The organism is Aequorivita lipolytica, assembly GCF_007997135.1.
In the GTDB taxonomy this organism is placed as follows: Bacteria; Bacteroidota; Bacteroidia; order Flavobacteriales; family Flavobacteriaceae; genus Aequorivita; species Aequorivita lipolytica.
This window is the reverse complement of the sequence record NZ_VORU01000002.1, coordinates 383579-408587: the sequence shown is the minus strand read 5'-3', so window position 1 is coordinate 408587 and position 25009 is coordinate 383579. Positions and strand designations below refer to the sequence as shown.

Sequence of the window (25009 nt, the reverse complement as noted above, 5' to 3'; positions counted from 1 at the left end):
TTCAATTTTTAAATACCCTTTGGAATTGCCTCAATAAGTCTCTTTGAATATTCGGTCTGCGGGTTTTCATAAATTTCATCAGCATCGCCCAATTCTTCAATTTTTCCCCTATTCATCACTAAAAGCTGGTCAGACATATATTTTACCACAGCCAAGTCGTGCGATATGAATATGTAGGTGAAGCCATAATCATTCTTCAATTCATTCAACAAATTCAAAACCTGCGCCTGTACTGAAATATCCAATGCAGAAACCGACTCGTCACAAATAACCAACTTAGGTTCTACAACAATTGTTCTCGCGATCCCAACTCGCTGCCGTTGCCCACCAGAAAGCTCGTGTGGATAACGGTAAAAATAACTTTCGTCCAGCCCCACTCTTTCAAGCAGCGACAGCACCCGCTCTTTTCTTTCTTTTTTTGATTTCCCCAAACCGTGAACTTCCATAGGCTCTATTAATGCCTGACCTATCATTAAACGGGGATTCAATGATGAATATGGATCCTGAAAAATAATCTGTATCTCCTTTCGAAGATTTCTGATTTCACTCCTGGAAAGTGTTGTAAGTTCTTTTCCGCGGTATTTTATACTTCCGGAAGTTGCTTTCTCCAATTGAAGAATCGTTCTTCCCAAAGTAGATTTACCACAACCAGATTCGCCTACAAGTCCCAGAGTTTCGCCTTCAAAAACTGAAAAACTCACATTATCCACTGCTTTTACCACTTCCGCTTTTGCAAATATTCCAACATTACTGAAATAATATTTTTCCAAATTAGCAATTTCTAAAATTGGCTTTCGAGTATAGATTTGTTTGTGCTTTTTAGCGCGCTCCACAGGTTTAACTTCCCTTGGCTTAAAACTTTTATCGGCTATGGAAGCAATTGTGGGGAGTTTCGCCAAACGAACGTCCAGTGAAGGCCGCGATGCCAAAAGTGCTTTGGTATATTCAGCAGTTGGGTTTTTGAAAATTTCAGAAGTAGCGGCATTTTCAACAATGTCTCCTTTATACATAACTAAAACCCGGTCAGCAATTTCAGAAACTAAACTCAAATCGTGCGAAATAAATAGTAATGCCATCTTTGTTTCTTGTTGGATGGTTTTCAGAAGTGAAATAATCTCCTTTTGAACAGTTACGTCAAGCGCTGTGGTAGGTTCATCAGCAATAAGTAATTTCGGTTTGCAGGCAATCGCCATCGCGATCATAACCCGCTGCATCTGGCCACCGCTTATTTGGTGCGGATAGCTATTATAAATTTCATTGGGTCGTGGAAGTTTTACCTTTTCAAAAAGTGAAATGGTTTCCTTTTTTGCTTCTGAAGTATTCATCTTTAAATGAAGTCGAAGTATTTCGGCAACCTGAAAGCCACACTTCAAAGAAGGATTCAGTGCGCTCATTGGCTCTTGAAAAATCATTGCTATCTCGCTACCGCGTATTTTTCGGAATTCTTTTTCAGTAGTTTTCAGCAGATCTTTCGCTTCAAATAAAATTTCCCCAGTAAAATTCGCCTGCTTTTTCGGCAATAAGCCCATAATGGAAAGAGAGGTGACCGATTTCCCAGAACCAGATTCACCCACAATCCCTAAAATTTCATTTTCAAACACATCAAAGGAAATAGCGTGTAAAACCTCGATACTGTTTTTCTTATTTCCGAAGTAAACAGTAAGCGATTCAACGGCTATTAATGGAGGATTTTGCATGATTCCAAAGATAGAATATTCTTGCGAAAAATAACTTTAACTGTAGTTCATCGAATAAAATTTCATTTAATCAATTTTTATCGTTCTTTTAAATGTTTTTTAACAAAACAACAAATCTATTTATTCACTTAATCTTAATTATTATGAAAAAAATTAACAAGTTTGTTTTTCTATTCACACTCATAATTTTTGCCTTTTCGGCGGTGGCTACCGCCCAAAGTAAGAAAGATGAAAAGAGAAACGTAAAGCAACCCCCGAGTCTAGTTGTTTTTGATGCCTCACAATCGTATTCGCTTCAAAACACTACTCAAATTTTCAAGGAAGTTTTAAATCCATCTCCACAAACTTCTTTCACTACGCTAAAACAAGAACAGGATCCATTAGGATTTACACATCAAAAAACCCAGCAGTATTTTAATGGTGTAAAAGTAGAGTTTGCAACGGTAACGCTGAGCAGCCAAAAAGGTACAGTACAGTCATTAAATTCTGCTTATTTCCCCATCGCGGAAGATTTTAGCACAACGCCTTCTATAAGCGGTTCACAAGCTTTAAATAGTGCAATTGCACACGTAGGCGCTTCAAAATACATGTGGCAAAATACTGCCGAAGCAACTTTGGCTAATTACCAAAAACCAACTGGAGAGTTAGTGATTTTTCCAGCAATCGAAAATATCTCTGAAAATAATAGACTTGCATACAAGTTTGACATCTATGCCACGGCCCCACTTTACCGAGCCGATGTATATATTGATGCAAAAACTGGGCAGTTCATTATGGAAAACAAAAAAATCCATCACGCAAATGTACCCGGTACCGGAACAAGTCTTTACAATGGCAACGTTTCCTTTACAGCAGACAATGCATCTGGACCATACCGTTTGCGACAGACTGCTGATGGCAGTGGGATCCAAACCTTTGATTTGAATAATAGCACCAACTATAACAACGCAGTAGATGTTACAAGCGGTTCAACAAATTTTACTTCAAACCCAACAGGTGTACAAGCACACTTTGGTGCAGAACGTACACATAAATATTTCAGCCAAAAACACGGTAGAAATTCTTATAACAATGCGGGAGCCATCATAAAATCGTATGTTAGTTATTCTACCAATTATGTAAATGCATTTTGGGACGGAACCCGAATGACTTATGGCGACGGAGATGGCACCAATTATGGCCCTTTAGTTTCTTTAGACATTTGCGGTCACGAGATTACCCACGGGGTAACTGAATACTCTGCAAACCTTGTTTACAGCTACCAATCTGGTGCTTTGAACGAATCTTTTTCAGATATTTTTGGTGAATCCATTGAAAAATTTGCTTCTGGCACCAACGATTGGTTGATGGGCGACGAAATTGGTGCTGGCGGAAGCGGCGGTGCGCTTCGTTCCATGAGCAACCCAAACGCTTACGGAGATCCTGACACCTACTTAGGTACAAATTGGTATTCAGGCTCTGGCGATTCAGGTGGTGTTCATACAAATTCTGGAGTGCAAAATTTTTGGTTCTATGTTTTAAGTGTTGGAAAAAGCGGCACGAATGACAAAGGAGACAGTTATAATGTTACGGGATTAGGAATGGATAAAGCAGCTGCAATTGCCTACAGAAACCTAACCGTCTATTTAAACTCAAATTCACAATATAGCGATGCCAGAAATGGTGCCATTCAAGCTGCAAAAGATCTTTACGGCGCTGGAAGTCCTGAGGAAATTGCAACCACAAATGCTTGGTATGCCGTAGGCGTAGGAGCCGCATACAATGGTGGCGGTGGCGGAAGCGATTATTGCGCTTCACAGGGAAGTAACGTGAATGACGAATACATAAGCCGTGTACAGTTAAATACAATCAACAATGCCTCTGGCGCACAGCTTTATTCAAATTTTACAAGCATCTCTACTTCCTTAAATGAAGGTTCAACGTATACAGTTACCGTTACTCCAACTTGGACAGGTACTACATATAACGAAGGATACGCCGTATGGATTGATTATAATGGTGATAAGGATTTTGGTGATGCAGGCGAATTAGTTTGGTCCAAAGCAGCTTCTACAAACACACCAAATAGTGGAACGTTCACAGTACCTTCAGGAACAGTGGGCGGTGAAACTAGAATGCGAGTTTCTATGAAATACAACGGAATACCTACTTCTTGTGAAACATTTAGTTATGGTGAAGTGGAAGACTATACCATCAATTTAGGTGGTGCAGGACCAGACACACAGGCTCCAACGGCACCAGCTAGTTTGGTAGCTTCAAACGTAACGAAAACTACGCTTACCCTTTCGTGGAATGCGTCCACAGACAACGTAGGAGTTACAGGTTATGACATTTTCCAAGGAAGTACTAATATTGGAACCGTTACCGGAACTTCTGCAAACATTACCGGACTGTCGCCTGCAACAGCCTACAGTTTTACAGTTCGTGCAAAAGATGCCGCCGGCAACAATTCGCCATACAGCAATACGGTAAATGTTACTACACAGTCAAATTCTATTTCGTATTGTGCTTCTAAAGGAAATAATTCAAGTTATGAATGGATTGATCTTGTAAAACTGAATAATCTAAATAAGCCCTCAGGAAACGACGGTGGTTATAAAGACAATACCAATTTGTCCGCAAACTTGCCTTACGGTTCAAATACCATTCAAATTAGTGCAGGTTTTGCAAGCAGCAGTTATAGGGAGTACTGGAAAATTTGGATTGATTATAATCAAAATGGCACGTTTGACTCCGACGAGTTGATGGTAAGCGGATCTTCTTCAAGCAGTGCAACGTTGAGTGCAACTTTTAACGTACCCACTTCCGCCCTTGCCGGCCCTACCAGAATGCGTGTTTCTATGAAATACAATGCAGCGCAAAACGCTTGCGAAACTTTCAGTTATGGAGAAGTAGAAGATTATACGGTAATCGTTGGAAGTACTGGTATCGCCCAAGGATTTACAGAAGGCAATAGCCTTACTACTTCTGAAATGACCCTTTATCCTAACCCGGCTAAGCACACCTTGAATATTTCTTTGGTAGATGCAACAGGAAAGGATTTCGCAATCTATAATTTGATGGGACAGGTTGTTGGTAAAGGTTTGTTTACAGAAACCCTGGATGTTTCATCATTGCAAAGTGGTGTTTACATGATTGAGGTAAATACCGAAACCGAAAGATTAATAAAAAGATTTGTTAAAGAGTAGTTAGTTTGTATTGATAATTAGGGCGGCCCGTTTCAAAATTGAAACGGGCCGCTTTTTTTTAAAAATCTTTATAAGTTTTAAAGAGGGTCGCCCACTTTAATGTCGCATCTGTGCCCTGGTTGTCCGTGTGGTGGATTAGCGCCATTCCCAGAAATGGCTGCTGGCACAGCATTTACCTTATTTGTTGTTGGTGTGGCGTCGTTACTTCCTGCAGCAGGATTCAATGGAGCGCCTACTGGAATATCACAACGATGACCGGGTTCTCCGTGAGCCGGATTTATCCCGCCTGCAGTCTTTGTTGAATTTGCTGTTGAAGTTGAGGTAGGAGCCACATTTTGTAACGCCTGCTTTTTCTGTTCAAGAGTTGCTTCCTGTGAAGTGGCGGGCACAATCTCCTCAGCAGCATCTTTGTCTTTACACGAAATAAAGAAAGGAAGCGCAACGAGCATAGGGATAAAAAATGATTTAGGATTGAATCTAAGAATTGTCATAAAAGTATATTTGAATATGGCTGGCAAATCTACTAAATTTTAAAGAGAAATCCTTGCAGAAAGGTGTGGCTTCTAGAAATGCGGTTTAAACAGAAAGTATTTCGTCTTCATGCAAAATTTCTTCATTCCTAAGTTTCAAAAAAATCTGTGCAACCGTAACGGTGTCTTTTTCGCAGTATATAATGATTCTGTCAATATCCTTTTCTTCATAAAAAACGCTGCGCACCTGGCTGCCGTCTATATCATCTTTAGGCGAAGGAATTCCCAAAACGTGCGCCATTAGTTTAAGCGAAGTAAAGGTTTTGTAATCGCCAAACTTCCATAGTTCCAGCGTATCCAAATGCGGAACTTCCCAAGGTTTTTTTCCGAAGAGATCGAGTTTAAAAGGAATATCTATACCGTTTATTATCATTCTTCGGGCGATGTAAGGAAAGTCGAATTCCTTTCCATTGTGTGCACAAAGCACATGATGTGGTTTATTGAAATGCGTCTCCAAAAGACTTTTAAAGTCTTTCAAAATTTTCACCTCATCACCGTGAAAACTGGTTACGCGAAAGTTTCGTACATCACCTTTCAAAACAAAATAACCTACGGAAATGCATACAATCTTTCCAAACTCTGCCCAAATACCGGCGCGTTCATAAAAATCTTCCGCAGAGATATCATCTTTTCGCTGGTATTGGCTTTTTAGCTCCCAAAGTGTTTTTGAGGTATCATCAAGTTCATTAAAATGCTCGTGCTGCGGAACGGTCTCAATATCCAAGAAAAGGATATGTTCCAAATTAATACGTTTAATCATATTTCGAAAATTTCAATCGGGGAGAAGTTTAAAGCTACGAAAAAATATTGAATGTAATATTTTCAAATTATAGATTTTTGCAGAGGCTTTGTTAATTAGAAAGATTCAAAAAAAGCAATCGATTTACTTATATTTATTCATTAATCCAAAGTCAAATGGTGTCCAATAACAGGATTTCAGCCCCGCATTTTTAAACGCTGAATTTACCCAAGAGTTACAAGTATTAAAAAAAGAATAGCTTCCATTGGCTTTATAAAAATCGTCTCTTGAAGTATATCCTTCTCCAAGAAGCATAACTTTTTCTCCATTTTTATTTAAAAAAAATGTTTCAAATAAATAAGAATTCAATTTTTTCAATTCTGATTCAGTTACTTTAATTTCAATCCAGCCGGTTTGTTTATTTTGGTAGCGCGTTAAATGAATTAATGTAGGACTCTTTAAAAACATTGCTCCGAATGCATTTTTAAAAGTTAAATCTCCCCAAGTTGGTGTGTTCAAATAGAAATTTTCGTCGCCCCAACCAAACGCCAAATAATTTTCAGTAGTGCTGTGTTTTATTCCCGATAATACTAATGAATCTATATTGTTTTTGGGTAACACAATAGCCAAATGAACGCCATTTGTAGTTAAAAAGATTGACCTGCTAGATTCATTATTTTGATTTTTTTTGTTAACTGTAACAGCTGTTAATAGTAAGGAAATCAGTATATAAATAACAGGTATTGATAAAAAACATAAAACCCATTTTGTAATTTTTTTTATCATTTATATTTTGATTAGTTAAATCTTTTTGTGCAACCTTATTTTTGCGCTAATGTTTCTTTTTTCAAAAGAATTAAATATATAAAAAACAAAATATCAATCTAAAGAGCATCAATCTCCAATCATCTCATAAACCTCCTCCACATAAACATAAAAATCACTACTAAAAGGCAAATCAGTTTTATTGCCACGCTGTTGCCCCAAACGTACAATAATCAAATCATCTTCGGGAATAACGATGACATATTGCCCAAGAATTCCACGCATCACAAAAATCTTCTTTCCCAAAAAATCACTCAACCAAAAGCCATAACCGTATTCCGGACTTTCCGCAAAACGTGGTGTAATGGATTTCGCCACAAAAGCAGAATCCAATATTTGTTTGCCGTTCCACTTGCCGTAATCTTTATAAAGTTTACCGAAACGGGCAAAATCTCGAGCGTTGCTGCCAATGCAACAATAGGCTTTTACCAATCTATTTTCTTCATCATCCACCTGCCAAACGGCGGGATTTTCTGCACCCATCGGCTGCCAAAAACTTTCATATAAATAATCCGCCATTTTTTTCTGTGTGGCTTTTTGTATTACCATAGCTAAAAGTTGGGTATTCCCGCTTAAATAATGATATGATTTCCCGGGCTTTTCAACTACTTTTAGATTGAGTATTTTTTCTGCCAAATTCCCGTCATAATATGCTCTTGCGGTCATTCCAAACGGGTTTGAATAGGATTCGTCCCAATCTAACCCGGAGGCCATAGCGGATAGGTTTCCCACGGTCAACCCCGTTCCTTTGTATTGTGTATAAAAGTCGCCAACGGGCTGCTCGATATTTTTTATAAAACCATCGTCAATAGCCTTCCCTAGCAAAGCCGAAGTAACACTCTTCGCCATTGAAAAAGAATTGGTCTGCGACTTTTTTCCAAAACCATCAAAGTATTTTTCTTGCCAAATGCTGTCATTCTTAATAATCAAAAATGCAACTGTACCCAAAGTATCGTTCATTTCAGAAAGCGCTTGGGTTGCTTCAACGGTGTTGTAATTTTTATGAATGGGCCAAGGTTGCGGTTGGGTACTCGCAGGAATTTCTTCAGTTTCAAAATATTTAAAATCGTCAATATAGGCAGTAGTGTGCCCGTGAAGATAAACCACCCAAACGCCTTTCAAAATGTAAGCGTAGCCGGTAATGTAAAGTGCGATTACTAAAACAACCAGTAAAATAAAGATCCATTTAAAAAAATTCCTAATCCTTTTCATCTGTCTTTAATGTTTCTTTTTTTAAGGACAGATGGAAAATCTCTAAATATTTTCCACTGTTTGAATAAAAATTAATCACGGATGTTTCATCTAAAACAAAGATTGCTGTGGCGACGGACTTTCAAATTCCAACAGCCACTTTTTCCGATGAAGTCCACCAGCATATCCTGTTAATGAACCATCACTGCCAATTACCCGATGGCATGGAATAACTATTGAAATTGGGTTCTTTCCATTGGCAGATGCCGCCGCGCGAATCACTTTTGGATCGCCCAATGTATTTGCCATCTGTTGGTAGCTAACCGTTTTTCCGAAGGGAATATTCAGAAGTTCGTTCCAAACCCGTGTTTGAAACTCAGTTCCATCAGGTGAAAGTTTAATGTTGAAATCTGTTCGCTTTCCATCAAAATATTCCTCAAACTGTTTGATCACATTTTGTATTTCATCACTGCCTGAACTTTTCGCTATGGGCTGGGCAATTTCTGGCTCAAGAAAAACTGCTGAAATCAATTCAAAATCTTTATTAAATGAAAGCATCAGTGTTCCAATAGGCGTTTCTACGTAGTCTTCAAAAGCTTTACTATTATTCTTCATTCAGGTCATCGTCTATTTCAATACCCATTTTTTTTGCACGCTTTTCCCAGTTCTTTCGCGCTTGCAGTTGCATATCTTCAATATTATCACTCTCGTCCATAATTTCGAGTCCCAACAAAGTTTCAATAATATCTTCCATCGTAACCACGCCTATTGTATTCCCGAATTCATCAACAACTGCCGCGATATGCACACGCTGTTTTATAAAAGTTTCAAAAAGATCCGGAATGGGTTTTTCTGCAGAAATCATATATATTTCACGCTTTATATCGCTCAATAGTTTATCGCCACGTTCTTCAACTATTTCTTCCAAAATATCGTCCCTAAGCACAAATCCAGAAATATTATGAGTTTTATCCCTAAATACAGGTATTCGTGAAAAACGCAAATTCTTATGGCGGCTGTGAAATTTTTGAAGGGTCGTTTTTTCATCTTCTAAAGTAACCACAGGAAATGGCGTCATTACATCCTTCGCCTTAACCGATTTAAAAACGAGCAAATTTTTAATTACTGTAGTTTCGTTTTCCTCAAAAACGCCTTCTTCTTCCGCAACATCAGTTATGGCCATAAATTCTTCACGGCTCATGGTGCTCACATGGGCAGATTTACCTACCATACGAGTAACAAACAGAAGGAGCCAAAGAATCCCCGTATATTTTAGGGGAAAGATTATTACCTTGAGAAAAGTTGCGGTAAAGGGTCCCAATTTTTTCCAGTAGGTAGCACCAATAGTTTTGGGAATTATTTCTGAAACTACTAAAATAAGCATCGTCATGATTGCTGAAACAACGCCCACAATATTCATTCCCCACAAATCTACTTTGAAAGGTAGCTTTTCCGCCTGTACGCCAACCAATATTGCGCCTACAGTGTGTGCAATAGTGTTTAAAGTAAGTATTGCAATTAGCGGCTTGTCTATATCTTTTTTAAAATTGGTAAGTGTCTTGGCATAGCTTTTCCCAGATTGGGTCTTCATGCGCAAATAGGTTGGGGTAAAGCTAAGTAGTGCAGCTTCCAAAATGGAACATAGAAACGAAAAGAAAATGGAAAGCAGTGCATATATTATTAATAAGGTCATATCCGGTTAAATAATTTTCCCTAAAAATAAAGATTTAAATTCTGTTTTTATGAAAGGCTTTGTTAATTGCATAAAAAAACCGCCACATTGGGCGGTTTCATTAGAGCAATTAATTACGAAGCTTTCAGTAATGGCTTCAGCGTATTTTCCCAACGCTTGGCATCTTGAAGACATACAAAAGGGTCTCTCGTAAACTCTTCGTCATTACTTTCAATATAAAAAGGTATCTCAAGTCTGCCTGTTTTTTCAACAAACTCCAATCCCACCCAATCAAGCGTTTTATCTGATTGTTTTATACTTTTTGCGCGACAGTCCTTTATATCTTCCATATTAATAATTTTAAAATCGCCAGTGGGGTTTGTCTTTGAAGTATAGACCAGTTTCTTTGAAACCTCATCCACGGCAATGATGCAGTTACCTATAAAATCGATATTTTTTAATTGTATGCCGTTGTTTTGCGAAAGCTGTGAAATGGTCTTCCTTATTTTCTTTTCCTTGCCACCAGCACTTATTATTAAATAAATTATTGGTACAAATATTAAAAGCACAATGATTACCCCAATAAAGGTTACGTTTATTTCCATGATATATAGTTTTTTTGGTGAATAATATTGAATAAAAAAAGTTTGAAAATCAATTCAAACAAGCTGAAAAAACTAATTCAGTATCACCAAAAAAAATGGAAAGGAAATATATGACGGAAGATAAGCTCCCGTTTGTCTTTTGAAGAATAGAAGCAACTATAATTTGAAGAAACACGGGCAAAAGAAAAATTTTGGTGCGAAACAGTTGTCTTAGCCAAATCTAAGCCCAAGTATTCATTCTGTGAAACCGTTTGCGAAACCTCACCTAGGTAAACCTCATTAAAAATAAAGGGCTTACCGTGATCCTCTTCTTGAAGCTCGGATATAACCGCCGTTTTGCTGTTAGCAGAAAGCACTTCATTAGCAACAGCCACATTTCCGAAAACCAAAAACACGGTAACGGAAACGAGTAGTTTATTTATATGTTTTTCAATGCTTTTCACCGAGCAAATGTATGCGAAAATAACACTCGAAATGATAAAATTTTATTAATTAATTAGTTTGGCCGCATCCTTTGCAAAGTAGCTAGCAATCATTGAAGCTCCAGCGCGCTTTATGGCCGTAAGTTGTTCCATCATAACCGCATCGTGATCCAACCAACCTCTTTCCGCAGCGGCTTTAAGCATTGCATATTCGCCACTTACTTGATAAACCGCCACGGGAACGTTAACCGCCTGTTTTATGTCGCGCACAATGTCCAAATAACAAAGTCCTGGTTTTATCATTACAATATCTGCACCTTCATCAATATCCATAAGCGTTTCTTTTATTGCCTCATCACGGTTTGCGTAATCCATTTGGTAGGTTTTTTTGTCCTTCGGAATATCCTTGGAATCCACTGGAGCAGAATCCAACGCATCGCGGAACGGTCCGTAAAAAGCGGAAGCATACTTTGCGCTATACGCCATAATTGCGGTATTGTAAAAACCTTCATCTTCTAAAAGCGTTCTAATTTCAAAAATGCGACCGTCCATCATATCGCTTGGAGCAACAACATTTGCTCCAGCTTTGGCGTGGCTTAGCGACATTTCTGCTAGTACAGCGTTTGTGTCATCATTTAAAACTTTTCCTTCAGAGATAATGCCGTCGTGCCCGTAAACTGAAAATGGATCTAAAGCCACATCGGTCATTACAATCATTTCCGGAACGGCGTTTTTCACCGTCTTTATTGCACGCTGCATCAAACCATTTGCATTCAAAGCTTCTTTTCCGCTGTTGTCTTTTAGCTTATCGTCAACTTTTACAAAAAGTAGAACCGATTTTAATCCAAGTTTCCAAAGCTCTTTTACTTCTTTTTCTAGCAGATCCAAACTCAATCTGTAATAATTTGGCATAGAAGCAATTTCTTCTTTTATGCCCTTTCCTTCCACAACAAAAAGCGGAACAATAAAATCATTTGGGCTTATAATGGTTTCCCGAACCAAGCTTCGCATACTTTCATTGGTTCTTAATCTTCGATTTCTTCTTAATGGGTACATATTTATTTTTGATTTACGATATACGATTTTAGATTTTTTGATTTGTTAATCTAAAATCCTACATCCAAAATTAATTAATCCAATCTTTCGGATTTCTCAAAACCTCCACAAGTTTCTCTTCCTCACTCCCCGCCTCTGGCTGATGGTAATATTTCCACTGAACAACTGGCGGCAAACTCATCAAAATACTTTCGATCCGTCCATTGGTTTTTAATCCGAAAAGCGTTCCCTTATCGTGTACTAAATTAAACTCAACATAGCGCCCACGGCGTATTTCCTGCCACGTTTTGTTTTCTTCAGTATAAGGAAGCTCTTTCCTTTTTTGAACAATGGGAAGATAACAATCCAAAAAGCTATCACCAATTTCTGTTACAAAGTTATACCAGTCCTGCATTTCCATCGTAGCAGTTTTTTTCAGATAATCGAAAAACAAACCTCCAATACCTCGCGCCTCTTCACGATGAGCGTTCCAAAAATATTCGTCGCAACGCTTTTTGTAGGTTTCATAAAATTCTTCATTGTGTTTGTCGCAAGCGGTTTTACAAACTTGGTGAAAATGTTTGGCATCTTCCCCAAACAGATAATATGGCGTTAAATCTTGCCCACCGCCGAACCAACTGTCTACAACATTTCCTCCGGAATCATACATTTCAAAATAGCGCCAGTTTGCGTGTACCGTTGGCACCATCGGACTTTTTGGGTGAAGCACCAAACTGAGGCCGCAAGCAAAAAAATCTGCATCTTTTACACCGAAATAGGCTTGCATACTTTCGGGCAATTTACCGTGGACTTCACTTATGTTTACGCCGCCTTTTTCAAAAACTTTACCGTTTTCAATAACGCGGGTTTGGCCACCGCCGCCTTCCTCGCGTATCCATTTATCCTCTCTGAATTTTGCTTTTCCATCAATTTCTTCCAAAGCGGAAGTGATTTCGTTTTGTAAATTTTTTATGTATGCTACAAATTGTTCTTTCATTATAATTTTTTCTGAACTGATTTGGCTTTTTCCAAAACCTTTAAAGTCTCAGTACTTGCAGCCGTCACCGAAAGTGGCAAAACCAATATAATTCCAACAACAGGAATCAAAAGCATCAACATAAAAACGATGCCGTTGCCAATTGCCAAACCACGGTTTCGACGCACAAATTGAATGCTTTCCGAATATTTGTAATGCCTTTCCAGCGTGTAATCCATATTCCCAAAACCTGCATAATAGCTCTGCACCAAAAACAAAAGTACAGAAGAAACAATTCCTATTACAGGTATAAAACCTATCAAAATAATTGGGATGGTGAGCATTAATTCCATCAATAAATTGCGAACGTTTATGCGCACGCCGCGCCAAAGTTGCTCCGCATTTGAAGTTTTTCTATGTGAATGGTTTTCGCCAAAAAGATACTTTTCAATTTTTTCTGAAACGGGACTCATAAACGGGGCGCTAAGCGCCATAACAATATGGCGATAAATAATAAGTCCGAAAGCAATAATTATAAGCGCTCCAATAAATTCACTGATAGTTCTAAAAGTTTCTGAGCCCCATTCCCAAAACCATATTTTTGAAATGAATGCTCCCAGGTTATCACTCAATCCCCAAGCAGAAAAACCAATTGCAAGTGCTGTAAAAAAACTAATGGCCATAGGCACGGCAAAGTACTTCCATAGCCCAAGTTTGTTAATTAAGCTGAAAGTGCCTGCGTATGCTTGTATGCCTTTTAGAATATTTTTTAGCATTTTTTTACAAACCTAACAGGTTTCAAAAAACTGTTAGGTTTTTTATTATTGAATATAAACTAATTTGTTTTCAAGTTTTTCAACTTCTTCAACAGTTTCAATCTGCATCGATTCCGAAGCTTTTTGTTTCAAAAAAGAAATGGTTTTTATTTCATTTTCAGCTTTTACATTTTCAAAAAGAGCGATGCCTACTTTATTATTGTGCAAATCCATGGCTCTTTCCAAAGCTTCGTTTGGCGAAAAATCTTCGTGCCAATCGGTAAATTTTTTTGCCCAGGTTTTTGCTTGTTCTTCGTTATTGCGCCATTTTAAACAACTTTTGATAATTAAAATAACCCAAAGTGCATGTCTGAAAGCGTTCGCCTTATTGCTTAAATGATGCCTGCTCCCATATTCTTTTTGTGCAATATTCATACAGCGTCTTGTTGCAAGAACAGTAGGAAAAGCATAGATCGGATTCTTAAGAAATAGCCAAAGCAAGCCAAAAAGTTGCTTAAAATCCAGCCTCCTTAAAATCCTCCAAAGCATCTATTCTTGTTTGTATTCTTTAACTGCTTCAATAAAAGCGCCGGCGTTTTCCAGCGGAATATTTGGTAAAATTCCATGGCCCAAGTTCACGATATAGCGATCTTTCCCGAATTCATCAATCATTTGTTTCACCATCTTTTTAATTTCTGAAGGAGGACTAAAAAGTCGCGTTGGGTCAAAATTTCCTTGAAGCGTAATCTTTCCACCAGTTAAATAACGCGCATTTTTTGGTGAACAGGTCCAATCCACACCCAATGCGGAAGCACCACTTTTCGCCATCGTGTCCAAAGCAAACCAGCAACCTTTCCCAAAAGCGATTACGTGGGTTTCATCTTTTAGCGCATCAATAATTTGCTGCATATATTGCCAACTAAATTCTTGATAATCGGTTGGCGAAAGCATCCCGCCCCAACTGTCAAAAATCTGCACTGCATTTACGCCAGCCTTAACTTTTTCTTTTAAATATAAAATAGTGGTGTCGGTTATTTTTTGGAGCAATTCATGCGCAGCAACGGGTTGTGTAAAGCAGAATTCCTTCGCTAGGTCAAAATTTTTGGAACCTTGTCCCTGCACGCAATAGCACAAAATTGTCCACGGACTGCCAGCAAAACCGATCAACGGAATTTCGTCATTCAATTTTTCTTTGGTCATTTTAATGGCATCCATTACGTAGCCAAGTGTTTCATTAATATCTGGCACAATCACGCGTTCTAAATCTTTTGAGGAGCGAATAGGATCTGGTACCCAAGGACCAATGCCTGGTTTCATCTCCACATGAATGTTCATCGCTTGCGGAATTACCAAAATATCACTGAACAAAATTGCGGCATCCATTCCGTATCTGCGGATAGGTTGCACGGTAATTTCACTGGCAAGTTCTGGGGTTTGGCAACGTGTAAAAAAATCGTATTTAGCTTTTATTTCCTGAAATTCGGGCAAATATCTTCCAGCTTGGCGCATCATCCAAACGGGCGGTCTTTCCACGGTTTCACCGCGGAGGGCTTTTAAGAATAAATCGTTTTTAATCATTGTTTTTTGTATAAGCTTTTAGCAGTTAGCTATTGGCCATTAATTATTTTGTGTTTTTATTTTTGATATTAAACTGTTTATCATTTTTGCTTCTTTATTTAACAATATGAGTGTGTCTTTAAAATCATCTCCATTCAAAAAACCTAAACGTTCGCATATAGTTAATTGTGTTTCAACTTCAAATAGTGAGCCTATTGCAATTTCTAAAAATCTTTTGAATTCCATTTCACTATTACGACTACAACCTTCGGCAATATTTGAAGGTATAGAAATTGAAGCTCTCGTAATTTGACTCTTTAAACCAAAGCGCTCATCGACAGGAAGTTTTGCTGAAATTTCATATATTTTTTCAACAATGGTAATTCCATTTTTCCATATTTCGAGTTCTCTATAATTTCTCATAAAGTTTTAAATTACTGAAGCTAAGAGCCAATGGCCAAAAGCTAATGACTAATTAAATGTTTCACCGTTTTGGCAATTACGCTTTCTACGGTTGTGGCGTTTGAAATTACCACGTTTTCTGTATATTTTCTTGCTTCTTGAGCGGTTGTACTGCCAATGCAAATTACTTTCGAAGCATTTATTTTATTTTCTGAAACAAAGCTTCGCACGCCACTTGGGCTGAAAAAAAGAACCGCATCAAACTGCCGTTCAAATTTCTTCGGATTCAGTGTTGTTTTATAAACCTCTATTTCTTCAAAAGCAATTTTATTGTTTTTAAGTTTTGAAGGAATTTCATCGCTTCGGATGTTTCCACAGAAAAAATGAAATGAATCTTTTTGATGATCTTTCACCAAATATTCCGCCAATTCCGAAGCGTATTCAGTCATTTTAATGACGTTTAAACCGTTTTTCTCCAAAAGCGATTTGGTTTTTTCACCCACACAAAAGCAGTTCATAACTTCTAACCCATAACTCATAACTGCGTTTATCGCATTTTGGCTTGTAAAAATTACATTCTCAATAGTTGATGGAATTTCAAAGGGAATGAATTCTATTTTTATGGCGTTGTACTCCACTAAAGAAATTCCGGCATTTGTAATCAATCCTTTTTGGGAGGGACTTAACTTTTTTGTGGAAAGAATGGTTTTCATCCCATTTGATTTTTTATGGAACTCATCAGTTCTGAACCGCCATTGCTCAAAATAAATTTGGCACATTCCTTTCCGAAGCCTTTGTATTCTGACACCAAAACTTTTCTTTCAATTTCCAGTTTCGATTGGCCATCCAGAGAAAATAGACATCCCTTAAAAAGAATTTCATTCCCAATAATTTCCGCCAATGCTCCAATCGGCGCGGTACATCCGCCCTCCAATGTACTTAAAAATTCACGTTCAATGTGCGTGCAGATTTCAGAAGTGGAATGATTCAATTTTGAAGTGGCTTCTTTGCTGAATTCATCATTTTCCAAAGCCACAATAACCATGGCCCCTTGTGCAGGTGCGGGGAGCATCCAGCTTAAATCGATATAATTTTCGGGTAATAAATTAATTCTTTGCAATCCCGCTTTGGCGAAAATGGCGCCTTGCCAATTGTTATCTTTCAATTTTTGAAGTCGTGTGTTTACGTTTCCGCGTAAATCCACCACTTTATGATTTGGATATCTGTGAAGCCATTGCGCTTGTCGGCGAAGGCTTCCTGTAGCTATCGTGCAGGGCTGTTCCCAATCAATTCCCTTTTTGTGAGGGGCGAATGGAGGTGTAACCAAAATATCTTCGGAAGAAGCACGTTCCAAAACCGCGGTCTGTACAATACCATTGGGCAAAAGTGTGGGCACATCTTTCATGCTGTGCACGGCGATATCCACGATTCCCGTTATCATTGCTACATCTAATGTTTTGGTGAAAATGCCCGTGATACCCATTTCGTAAAGCGGCTTGTCCAATACCAAATCGCCATCAGATTTTACGGGAACCAATTGTGTGGTGTATCCTAAATTTTCAAGTTTGGATTTTACAGTATTGGCTTGCCAAAGTGCAAGTTCACTGTCGCGGGTGCCAATGCGGATTGTCTTTTTCAAGATTAGGCAGTTTCAAGTTGAAAAACCCTTCTTATGAGTTCTATACTTTCGGCAGAACCTTCTTCGCCTTTTAAGTGATTGGCGAAGTGTGTTGTGATTTTTTGAATAAGGCGTTCGCTGATTATCTCGGCTTGCTCTTCGTTGAAACCATTAATTTTTCTGCGTTGATTGTCTATTTCACCGTCCTTAATTTCCGATAGTTTGCTTTTCAAAGCTTTAATGGTTGGCGCAAATTTTCTATTATCTGCCCATTGGTTGAATTCTTTCTCAACTTCAGCAATAATCTTTTTTGCCAATGGAAGCTGTCCCGCACGTTGATCCAAAGTTTGATCTGTTACGGCAGATAGATGGTCCATATGCACAACGGTTACCAGCTCATTTTCCATAACGTCTTCTGAAACATTTTTTGGAATTGAAAGATCTAAAATTAGTAATGGCCTTTTAAGATATAAAAGTTCTTTTGAAATAGTAGGCTGCTGCGCTCCAGTTGCCACAATAAGCACATCGGCTTGGGCAATCTCGCTTTGGATATCAGCGTAATCCTTTACTATCAAGTTGAATTTACCAGCAACTTTTTCAGCCTTTTCCTTAGTTCGGTTTATAAGTGTTATATGCTGATTTTTGGTATGCTTTATCAAGTTTTCACAAGTATTTCTACCAATTTTCCCAGTTCCGAAAAGCAAAATATTCTTTTCCGAAATATAAGGAACGCGCGCCATAATATATTGCACTGCAGCAAAACTTACAGAAGTTGCGCCCGAAGAAATTCCAGTTTCATTCTTTATACGCTTGCTGGCCTGAATAACAGCATTAGCAAGTCGCTCCATAAATGGATTGATAATGTCGTGCTTTTTAGACTCACGGAAAGCGTTTCGCAATTGGCTTATAATTTCAAAATCACCTAAAATCTGACTGTCAAGACCAGTACCCACAGTAAAAAGATGTGAGACTGCATCGTGATTTTTATAAATATAGGCTACTTTTTCAAACTCTTCAACAGTACCGTTAGTGTGCTCGCAAAGTAATTTTATAAGTTTATATGGGTGCTGGGCAAAACCGTAAAGTTCGGTACGATTACAAGTACTAATTACAGTAAGTGATGGGATACCCTCCTCTTTGGCTTGTAAAAGAATTTTCTCTTTTGCTATGTCGCTAATACTGAAATGGCCGCGTATTTGAGCATCTGCTTTTTTGTAATTGAGCCCGATGGCGTAAAAATTACCTTCGAGTGATTCCCCAGAATATGTCTTCAAATTATTTTTCATCCACAAGTTATATTTGAGAAATAGGAAGTTGCAATGCCCAAGACATTCCTTTTACTTTGCTTAAAATTTATTGGAGGACATTTCATATAAAAACAGAGCAAATGTAAGCGCATTGTTTTTTAAAAAATAACGCCAGCGGTATCTTTTATGTCGATGTATGTTAAAAATGGCTAAAATATGACATTTATCATACTTTAACCCCTAAATTCGCGGTTTCCAAGAACAATTTGCTACATTTATTTAGAACTATTCTAAATAAAACCATTTTAAAAACGCTATGGATTTCGAAAAAAATGTCGCTCAAAGCTTTTATGAAGAAACTACAATTTCTCCCGGTTTTTTTATTCTTAAATTCAACAACGAAAGCGATGAAAATCAAACTTTTAAGCGCGAAGTAAGCGCCACTTTTATCCAGTTTCATTTCTGTATAAAAGGTTCTGCATCCTTTCTTTTTAATGAAGGAAGCTACACCCTACCCATTAATGAAGAAAACTCGCTGTTGCTCTACAATCCACAGCGCGATTTGCCCATGAACATTATGTTGGAAAAATATTCCTGGGTACTTTCAGTATTGCTTCCTATCAATAAATTTCACAGTCTTTTTTCTACTGAAGCAAATTATATCACTTTTCTGAGTGAAGAAAATAGGGACCGAAAATATTATAAAGATGGACGTATTTCACCCTCTATGGCTATTGTGCTAAACCAATTGATGAATTACAACCTGCATCCAACTATAAAACCGTTGTATTTTAAGGCGAAAGCTTATGAATTACTCAGTCTATATTTCAACAGACCCGCAGATGCTGATGTGGAACAATGTCCTTTTTTAGCAGACGAAGACAATGTTGTTAAAATAAAAAAGGCCAAACAGATAATGATTGCGAGAATGGCAGAACCACCCACGCTGCAAGAATTAGCAGACGAAATAAACCTTCCAATTAATAGACTGAAGGAAGGTTTCAAACAAATTTATGGCGATTCAGTCTTCAGTTTTCTCTTTGATTATAAAATGGAAGTGGCTCGCCAACTCCTAGCCACAGGTTCGCACAATGTTAACGAAGTTGGATTAAAAGTAGGTTATAGCACCTCGAGCCATTTTATTGCGGCATTTAAAAAAAGGTTTGGAACTACCCCAAAGAAGTTTTTGATGGGGCTGAGTAAATAAAAAATCAAAATAGTCTCATAGTTTTTAAATACCATCCCTTTTGAAGATTGTTCTTTAAAAGACTAATTTTGTTTCTCTAAAAAAATTGCCTTTATGAAAGGAGTTCTCCTTGTAAATCTCGGTTCGCCGGATAGTACCAACCCAAAAGACGTAAAAAAATACCTCGATGAATTTTTGATGGACCCGCGAGTAATCGATGTTCCGTTTTGGTTCCGCTCGTTTTTGGTGCGGGGAATTATTTTGAACACACGCCCAAAAAAATCTGCAGAAGCTTACCAAAAAATCTGGTGGGATGAAGGTTCGCCTTTGATTGTTCTTTCAGAAAGACTTCAGAAAAAAGTACAGGAGAAAACAACCGTTCCCATTGCTTTGGCGATGCGTTACGGAAGTATGACGCTTAAAAAAGGTTTACAGGAATTGGTAGATCAAGGTGTTGATGAAGTTTTAACCATTCCACTCTACCCACAATTTGCAATGGCTACTACGGAAACCATTGATGTAAGAGTGGAAGAACTTAAAAAAGAATTTTTTCCGCAGCTACAAATCACTTCGCTTCCTGCATTTTATAACAAGTCGGAATATATTGAAGTGCTTTCAAAAAGCATTGCTGAAAAACTTAAAAACGTGGACTATGAGCATCTTTTGTTCAGCTACCACGGCGTTCCGGAAAGACATATCCGCAAAAGCGACATAACAAAAAGCCATTGTAAAATTGACGGAAGCTGCTGTATCACAGATTCTCCAGCACACGAATTTTGCTATCGTCACCAATGTTTAAAAACTACAGAATTAGTTGCAGAAAAGTTGAATTTACAAGCTGGAACGTATTCCAGTTCCTTTCAATCCCGATTGGGTTTTGATCCTTGGCTAAAGCCACCCACAGATAGAACAATAGAGCGCATGGGTCTAAACGGCGTGAAAAAAATGGCGATCGTAACCCCAGCTTTTGTAAGTGATTGTTTGGAAACACTTGAAGAAATAGCCATGGAAGGAGAAGAGATTTTCCACGAAGCTGGAGGAAAGGAATTTACCGTTATTCCGTGCTTGAATGACCGCGATGATTGGGCTGAAGTTGTGACGGGCTGGATTGACCAATGGCGTATTGTTGATGTAAAAACCGCAATCGCTTAATTATTATTTATTTTTTATTATTATTATTATTTATTTAAATGGATTAATAGTATTAGTAGCGCGGTAGCTTTGAAATAATAGTAATAGAAAATAATAATAGAGAATAAAAAAATGAGCAATAAATCAGCCGCGCTGGGCTCCGAATCTATTGGGAGTCTATTGATAAAACAAGCAGTACCGGCCTCCATCGGTATTTTGGTGATGTCGCTGAATATTTTGGTTGACACCATTTTTGTAGGAAACTGGATTGGTTCCATCGCCATTGCCGCAATTAACGTGGTTTTGCCAGTTTCTTTCTTTATCGCTGCCCTGGGAATGGCAATTGGTATTGGCGGTTCTTCTATTATTTCACGCGCTTTGGGCGCCGGAAACAAAGAACGCGCGCTGAAAACCTTCGGAAATCAAATCACTTTAACGCTGCTATTGACTATCTCCATGGTAGTTCTAGGTTTGGTTTTTATAAATGAACTAATTCCCGCCTTCGGCGGAAAGGGCGACATTTTTGAGCCCGCAAAAATTTATTACCGCATTGTGCTTTATGGCGTGCCGCTCCTAGCGCTCTGTATGATGGGAAACAACGTAATTCGCGCCGAAGGAAAACCTAAGTTCGCAATGATTGCCATGATTATCCCTTCCGTTGGAAATCTTGTCTTGGATTATATTTTTATTTATCATTTAGATATGGGAATGGCCGGTGCCGCTTGGGCAACGACCATTTCTTATGGCCTGTGTTTCTTATATGTCCTTTGGTTTTTCTTAAGTAATAAATCTGAACTACAAATAAGTCTACCACATTTTGGACTGGATTTACCTATTCTAAAAGAGATGTCCGCGCTCGGCTTTGTAACACTTGCACGACAAGCCGTAGTTAGCGTTACTTATCTTTTAATGAACAACATTCTGTTCGATATTGGTGGCGAAGCCTCCGTTGCCTCCTACGGAATTATAGCCCGGATGTTGATGTTTGCACTCTTCCCCGTTTTGGGCGTTACCCAAGGATTTTTACCAATTGCGGGCTACAATTACGGCGCACATCAATTTACGCGCGTTCGCGAAAGTATCAACAAAGCAATTTTGTACGCAGGTGGTTTAGGGCTTGTTATTTTTGCTGCGATAATGATTTTCCCCGAACAGATTGTTTCCGTATTTACAACAGATCCCGACATACTTTCAGAAACACCACACTATATGCGTTGGGTTTTTGCGGCAACGCCCATTATTGCAATCCAGTTGATTGGCTCTGCTTATTTTCAGGCTATCGGGAAAGCAGTTCCCGCATTGTTGCTCACTTTAACGCGGCAAGGATTTTTCTTTATTCCGCTTATTTTTATTCTTCCACATTACTTTGGCGAGTTGGGCGTTTGGATTTCCTTTCCGGCGGCAGATATTCTTTCAACCATTGTTACCGGATATTTTTTGAATCGTGAAATTCGGAAAACGTTGAAAGAATAAGTTGAAAATTCAGTACATTTAAGTTTGAAAAAGCATTATTATGAACAACGAAGAACTCAAAAAAACTCTGATTTCAGAAATTGAAAATTGTCAAAACAATGATTTATTGTTAGAAGCCCTGCTGCTTTTAATTGGGCCTCCGCCTTCCCAACATCAGTATTCCGAAGTGAAGGAAGCTGAAATGGATTACAAAACAGAATGGGTTTCACCAGTGCCTAAAGGGCATTGGGATTTGCTGAAGAAACAAAGTGAGAAATTGGCAAAAGGAGAAATTTCTGGAGTAACTTGGGAACAAATTGAGGCAGAGCTCAAAAGAAAATATGATTTATAAAACCCTTCTTCTTCCTATTGCTTATGAAGAATTGGATGAAGCAGTTGGTTTTTATGAAGCCCACAAGAAAGGCTTGGGAAAAGATTTTTTGGAAGAAATTAATTCGATATATTTCTATCTCTTAGAAAATCCATTCACTTTCCGAAAAAACAACAAAGGTTATTACGAAGCCGTTTTAAAAAGATTTCCCATTTTAATAATTTATGAAGTAAAAGAAAATACAATTTACATTGGATCATTTTTCCATACAAGTCGAAATCCCAAAACTAAACCTGAATAAATCCTACATTCAAGCATTTTTTCTGAAAACTATTAATGGAACAATACTACCCCTACATAAAATCGCTTCACTTAATATTTATAATTACTTGGTTTGCCGGGCTTTTTTATATTGTCCGTCTTTTTGTCTATCAAATTGAAGCCACCCAAAAACCTTCTCCCGATAGAGAAATCTTGGGCGATCAATTAAAAATTATGGCTTCGCGTTTGTGGAATATTATTACGTGGCCAAGTATGATTTTGGCGGTATTTTTTGGTATTTGGCTCATTTATATGCGCCTATTTTTTCTGAGTGACGCTTGGATGCAAGTTAAATTAGCCTTTGTTGTAATCTTGCTTATCTATCATTTTAAATGTCATCAAATTTTTAAACAATTACAAAACGGCGTGGTGAAACATTCATCAAACTATATGCGCCTTTTTAACGAAGTACCCACAATAATACTTTTTGCCGTGGTTTTCTTAGTAATTTTGAAGGATGGAACTAACTGGATTTATGGCACCGTCGGTATTATAGTCTTTGCCATTTTATTGATGATAGGCTATAAAATTTATAAAAGAATTAGAGAGAGAAAAAATAATTCAGAATTCTGAATTCACAATTCAGAATTAAAGCGGTTTAATTATTGCTATCTTTCTTCTTTCAAAATAATGTAAATGTACTTTTACAAAAAATCACTTCGCACACGCATCTTTCTTTCTATGTTCCTTTTGGTTTTGGGAGCTTCGGTACTCATCGCCATTGTTACCGTATTCCAATATCAAGAAGAAGCACAGGATTATCACCGCGACCGTTTATTACGGAAGGAAGCCGCCATTCGCGAAAACATAAATTACATTTTAAAAACCACAACCTATCCTGTTGAAACAGCCCAAATTCCACTAATTTTTAAAGATAAGATCTACGAGATAAAGGACATCCACAGCCTCGAGATTTTCCTTTATGATCTAGATGGAAATCTTTTAAAATCTTCAAAACCTTCATTTTTTAAAGATACCGTTTCGCCAAAAATGCCAGCTTTTGCGTTGGAAATGCTTCAAAGTTCACCCACAAAAAACTATATAAAGGAATTTGAGGAAGGTGGACAGAAATATCAATCTTCATATACCTACATTACCGATAGCTATTTTAAACCTTTGGCAATACTCAATCTGCCGTATATTGAAGATGACGGTTTTATTACAAAAGAACTTACCGAATACCTTTACAGACTGGGCATTGCATACTTCTTTATGTTGATGGCCGCTATTGCAATTTCGTATTTTCTTTCAAAATATGTTACCCGTTCTTTAAAGGAAATTAGCGAAAAGCTTTCTGAAACCCGTTTTGATACCCGAAATAAAAAAATTCATATTAGCGATACGCCCCAAGAAATTTCACTGCTAGTAAATTCATACAACGGCATGATCGATGAGCTAGAAAACAGTGCTGCGCAACTTGCTGCCAGCGAACGTGAAACCGCTTGGCGCGAAATGGCGAAACAAGTGGCGCACGAAATTAAAAATCCGCTCACGCCTATGCGACTTACGGTGCAAAGCTTTCAGCGGAAATTTGACTGTAACGACCCAGATGTTGACAAAAAAATGGCAGAATATACCAGCACATTACTTCAGCAAATAGATACATTGAGCTCCATTTCCTCAGCCTTTTCTACCTATGCAAAAATGCCTGCACAGCAAGATGAAACGTTGAATGTGGTTAAAATTAGCAAACTGGCGCTAGATATTTTTAATGAGGAATACATCTATTTCTTTTCCGAAGAAGAAGAAGTCCGTGCGCGATTTGACAGAACACAGTTGGTTCGGGTGGTAACTAATCTAGTTAAAAACAGTATTCAATCCATTGAACAAAAAAATCCTACTGAACCGCGAATAGATGTGGTAGTAAAAATGGAAGAAACCTTTGTGAATATTCTGGTAACAGATAATGGAATAGGCGTTCCCGAAGAAAATAGGACCTGTATCTTTGAACCCCAGTTTACTACTAAGAGTAGCGGCATGGGCCTTGGTTTAGGCATGGTAAAAAATATAGTTGAAACTTATGGTGGCACTATAACGCTACATTCTTCCGAAGAAAAAACCACTTTTAAAGTTTCGTTCCCTGTAATGCTTTAAGGTTTTTAGTAGCTTTGTAAGGCGACCACGAATAC

Annotated in this window: 26 protein-coding genes; 8 read left to right on the top strand and 18 right to left on the bottom strand. The window is 38.0% G+C overall.

Translation table 11 applies throughout. From position 1 onward, the window contains the following. Positions 1-8 precede the first annotated feature (8 nt). A complete protein-coding gene (locus ESV24_RS04405) occupies positions 9-1697 on the bottom strand; it encodes an ABC transporter ATP-binding protein (RefSeq protein ID WP_111815445.1) in 1689 nt (562 codons plus the stop codon). A gap of 143 nt (positions 1698-1840) precedes the next feature. On the opposite strand from ESV24_RS04405, the gene ESV24_RS04400 reads away from it, so the two are divergent. Further along, complete coding sequence (locus tag ESV24_RS04400) at positions 1841-4885, top strand: M4 family metallopeptidase (RefSeq protein WP_160110594.1); 3045 nt, start codon at positions 1841-1843, stop codon at positions 4883-4885. A 77-nt stretch (positions 4886-4962) separates the two neighbouring features. Here the strand turns inward: ESV24_RS04400 and ESV24_RS15435 are convergent, their stop codons facing one another. From ESV24_RS15435 to hemA, 17 genes are all read right to left on the bottom strand, one after another. After that, complete coding sequence (locus ESV24_RS15435; protein ID WP_200829516.1) at positions 4963-5376, bottom strand: hypothetical protein; 414 nt, start codon at positions 5374-5376, stop codon at positions 4963-4965. 85 nt (positions 5377-5461) lie between these two features. Further along, on the bottom strand, positions 5462-6175 hold the full coding sequence (locus tag ESV24_RS04390) for a 3'-5' exonuclease (protein ID WP_111815443.1): 714 nt from the start codon (positions 6173-6175) through the stop codon (positions 5462-5464). A gap of 123 nt (positions 6176-6298) precedes the next feature. Then, complete coding sequence (locus tag ESV24_RS04385; RefSeq protein WP_200829515.1) at positions 6299-6940, bottom strand: DUF2459 domain-containing protein; 642 nt, start codon at positions 6938-6940, stop codon at positions 6299-6301. A gap of 108 nt (positions 6941-7048) precedes the next feature. Next, the gene (locus ESV24_RS04380; protein ID WP_111815442.1) at positions 7049-8191 is read right to left on the bottom strand and encodes a serine hydrolase domain-containing protein; all 1143 of its coding nucleotides are present in this window, start codon (positions 8189-8191) and stop codon (positions 7049-7051) included. Between the two features lie 90 nt (positions 8192-8281). Next, positions 8282-8785: a methylated-DNA--[protein]-cysteine S-methyltransferase gene (locus ESV24_RS04375; protein ID WP_235003997.1), complete on the bottom strand. Its 504-nt coding sequence runs from the start codon at positions 8783-8785 to the stop codon at positions 8282-8284. Next, complete coding sequence (locus ESV24_RS04370) at positions 8775-9863, bottom strand: CNNM domain-containing protein (protein WP_111815441.1); 1089 nt, start codon at positions 9861-9863, stop codon at positions 8775-8777. The genes ESV24_RS04375 and ESV24_RS04370 overlap by 11 nt, the downstream gene beginning before the upstream one ends. Positions 9864-9976: 113 nt before the next feature. Next, on the bottom strand, positions 9977-10447 hold the full coding sequence (locus ESV24_RS04365) for a hypothetical protein (RefSeq protein ID WP_111815440.1): 471 nt from the start codon (positions 10445-10447) through the stop codon (positions 9977-9979). Positions 10448-10530: 83 nt separating this feature from the next. Next, on the bottom strand, positions 10531-10890 hold the full coding sequence (locus ESV24_RS04360; protein ID WP_111815439.1) for a hypothetical protein: 360 nt from the start codon (positions 10888-10890) through the stop codon (positions 10531-10533). 45 nt (positions 10891-10935) lie between these two features. Then, complete coding sequence (gene hemB / locus ESV24_RS04355; protein WP_111815438.1) at positions 10936-11925, bottom strand: porphobilinogen synthase; 990 nt, start codon at positions 11923-11925, stop codon at positions 10936-10938. A 70-nt stretch (positions 11926-11995) separates the two neighbouring features. Further along, positions 11996-12901, bottom strand: a complete 906-nt coding sequence (gene hemF / locus ESV24_RS04350) for an oxygen-dependent coproporphyrinogen oxidase (RefSeq protein ID WP_111815437.1) — start codon at positions 12899-12901, stop codon at positions 11996-11998. Next, positions 12901-13656 (bottom strand): EI24 domain-containing protein, encoded by a 756-nt coding sequence (locus tag ESV24_RS04345; RefSeq protein WP_111815436.1) that lies wholly within the window; start codon positions 13654-13656, stop codon positions 12901-12903. Before ESV24_RS04345 ends, hemF begins: the two co-directional genes overlap by 1 nt. A gap of 45 nt (positions 13657-13701) precedes the next feature. Next, positions 13702-14184 (bottom strand): DUF6973 domain-containing protein, encoded by a 483-nt coding sequence (locus ESV24_RS04340; RefSeq protein ID WP_111815435.1) that lies wholly within the window; start codon positions 14182-14184, stop codon positions 13702-13704. Continuing rightward, on the bottom strand, positions 14185-15213 hold the full coding sequence (gene hemE, locus ESV24_RS04335; RefSeq protein WP_111815434.1) for a uroporphyrinogen decarboxylase: 1029 nt from the start codon (positions 15211-15213) through the stop codon (positions 14185-14187). Positions 15214-15252: 39 nt separating this feature from the next. Beyond that, the gene (locus tag ESV24_RS04330; RefSeq protein WP_111815433.1) at positions 15253-15615 is read right to left on the bottom strand and encodes a four helix bundle protein; all 363 of its coding nucleotides are present in this window, start codon (positions 15613-15615) and stop codon (positions 15253-15255) included. A gap of 41 nt (positions 15616-15656) precedes the next feature. Next, complete coding sequence (locus tag ESV24_RS04325; protein WP_111815432.1) at positions 15657-16307, bottom strand: uroporphyrinogen-III synthase; 651 nt, start codon at positions 16305-16307, stop codon at positions 15657-15659. Beyond that, entirely contained in the window at positions 16304-17233 is a 930-nt protein-coding gene (gene hemC, locus ESV24_RS04320) for a hydroxymethylbilane synthase (RefSeq protein ID WP_200829514.1), read from the bottom strand. The genes ESV24_RS04325 and hemC overlap by 4 nt, the downstream gene beginning before the upstream one ends. A gap of 2 nt (positions 17234-17235) precedes the next feature. Beyond that, positions 17236-18498, bottom strand: a complete 1263-nt coding sequence (gene hemA, locus ESV24_RS04315; RefSeq protein WP_111815430.1) for a glutamyl-tRNA reductase — start codon at positions 18496-18498, stop codon at positions 17236-17238. 277 nt (positions 18499-18775) lie between these two features. On the opposite strand from hemA, the gene ESV24_RS04310 reads away from it, so the two are divergent. The 7 genes from ESV24_RS04310 to ESV24_RS04280 all read left to right on the top strand — a co-directional run bounded on the left by ESV24_RS04310 (position 18776) and on the right by ESV24_RS04280 (position 24974). After that, positions 18776-19666, top strand: a complete 891-nt coding sequence (locus ESV24_RS04310) for an AraC family transcriptional regulator (RefSeq protein WP_111815429.1) — start codon at positions 18776-18778, stop codon at positions 19664-19666. A 93-nt stretch (positions 19667-19759) separates the two neighbouring features. Next, positions 19760-20797, top strand: a complete 1038-nt coding sequence (gene hemH / locus ESV24_RS04305; RefSeq protein WP_111815428.1) for a ferrochelatase — start codon at positions 19760-19762, stop codon at positions 20795-20797. A gap of 111 nt (positions 20798-20908) precedes the next feature. Next, the gene (locus ESV24_RS04300; RefSeq protein ID WP_111815427.1) at positions 20909-22249 is read left to right on the top strand and encodes an MATE family efflux transporter; all 1341 of its coding nucleotides are present in this window, start codon (positions 20909-20911) and stop codon (positions 22247-22249) included. A gap of 40 nt (positions 22250-22289) precedes the next feature. Next, positions 22290-22580: a hypothetical protein gene (locus tag ESV24_RS04295; protein WP_111815426.1), complete on the top strand. Its 291-nt coding sequence runs from the start codon at positions 22290-22292 to the stop codon at positions 22578-22580. Beyond that, on the top strand, positions 22570-22860 hold the full coding sequence (locus ESV24_RS04290) for a type II toxin-antitoxin system RelE/ParE family toxin (RefSeq protein WP_111815425.1): 291 nt from the start codon (positions 22570-22572) through the stop codon (positions 22858-22860). The genes ESV24_RS04295 and ESV24_RS04290 overlap by 11 nt, the downstream gene beginning before the upstream one ends. Before the next feature lie 35 nt (positions 22861-22895). Further along, positions 22896-23453, top strand: a complete 558-nt coding sequence (gene hemJ / locus ESV24_RS04285; protein WP_111815424.1) for a protoporphyrinogen oxidase HemJ — start codon at positions 22896-22898, stop codon at positions 23451-23453. Between the two features lie 63 nt (positions 23454-23516). After that, positions 23517-24974 (top strand): sensor histidine kinase, encoded by a 1458-nt coding sequence (locus tag ESV24_RS04280; RefSeq protein WP_111815423.1) that lies wholly within the window; start codon positions 23517-23519, stop codon positions 24972-24974. The last annotated feature ends 35 nt before the right edge of the window (positions 24975-25009 follow it).